The organism is Klebsiella sp. MBT K-1 (assembly GCF_002556465.1).
GTDB classification, from domain to species: Bacteria; Pseudomonadota; Gammaproteobacteria; order Enterobacterales; family Enterobacteriaceae; genus Klebsiella; species Klebsiella grimontii.
Map to the genome: position 1 here is coordinate 1 of NZ_PDEL01000045.1, position 1159 is coordinate 1159.

Below are 1159 nucleotides of genomic sequence, written 5' to 3' on the forward strand. Positions count from 1 at the left end.
CTAAATAGATGCGCGGAATAGTAGATCACTGAAAGGGAACTCAGCCCGGATTGTGCGATCTGATCAATCGCCAAACCAACCAAAACCACCAACCGGACTGAGCGATGCCGATCATAGCACCAATACCCCGTGGCGAACGACGCCTGATGCAGAAAGCTATTCATAAAACGCGCGATAAAAATCATGCCCGCAGACTCACGGCCATGCTGATGCTTCATCGGGGTGAACGGGTCAGCGATGTTGCCAGAACTCTCTGTTGTGCTCGTTCATCCGTTGGTCGCTGGATTAACTGGTTTACGCACTCAGGTATTGAAGGCCTGAAATCCTTACCCGCAGGGCGCTCCCGACGCTGGCCTTTTGAACATATTTGCACCCTGTTACGTGAGCTGATAAAGCATTCTCCCGGCGATTTTGGTTATCAACGTTCACGCTGGAGCACCGAATTACTGGCAATAAAAATCAATGAGATAACCGGTTGCCAGTTACATGCAGGAACCGTTCGCCGCTGGTTGCCATCTGCGGGGCTTGTATGGCGCAGGGCCGCGCCAACTCTGCGTATCCGTGACCCACATAAAGATGAAAAGATGGCGGTAATCCACAAAGCGCTGGATGAATGCAGCGCAGAGCATCCGGTATTTTATGAAGATGAAGTGGATATCCACCTTAATCCTAAAATCGGTGCGGACTGGCAGTTGCGCGGACAGCAGAAACGGGTAGTGACGCCGGGGCAGAACGAAAAATACTATCTGGCCGGCGCACTGCACAGTGGCACGGGTAAAGTCAGCTACGTGGGCGGCAACAGCAAAAGTTCAGCGCTGTTTATCGCTCTGCTGAAGCACCTGAAAGCCACTTACCGGCGGGCGAAAACAATCACGCTGATCGTTGATAACTACATTATCCATAAAAGCCGCGAAACACAGCGCTGGTTGAAAGCAAATCCCAAGTTCAGGGTAATTTACCAGCCGGTTTACTCGCCGTGGGTGAATCATGTGGAACGGCTATGGCAGGCACTTCATGACACGATAACCCGTAATCATCAGTGCCGCTCAATGTGGCAGTTACTGAAAAAGGTCCGCCATTTTATGGAAACCGCCAGCCCATTCCCCGGAGGAAAACATGGTCAGGCAAAAGTGTAGCGGTATTAGGCGCAGCTATTTAG

2 protein-coding genes are annotated in these 1159 nt (G+C 51.5%); one reads left to right on the forward strand and one right to left on the reverse strand.

What is annotated here, in order from left to right:
* Nucleotides 1–218, reverse strand: a 218-nt coding sequence (locus CMQ96_RS29005; protein ID WP_040126188.1) for a hypothetical protein, incomplete at its 3' end; no start/stop codon positions are given.
* On the opposite strand from CMQ96_RS29005, the gene CMQ96_RS28200 reads away from it, so the two are divergent.
* Nucleotides 147–1136, forward strand: a complete 990-nt coding sequence (locus tag CMQ96_RS28200; RefSeq protein ID WP_007372204.1) for an IS630-like element ISEc33 family transposase — start codon at nt 147–149, stop codon at nt 1134–1136. The two genes, CMQ96_RS29005 and CMQ96_RS28200, sit on opposite strands and share 72 nt — an antisense overlap.
* Nucleotides 1137–1159: the final 23 nt, after the last annotated feature.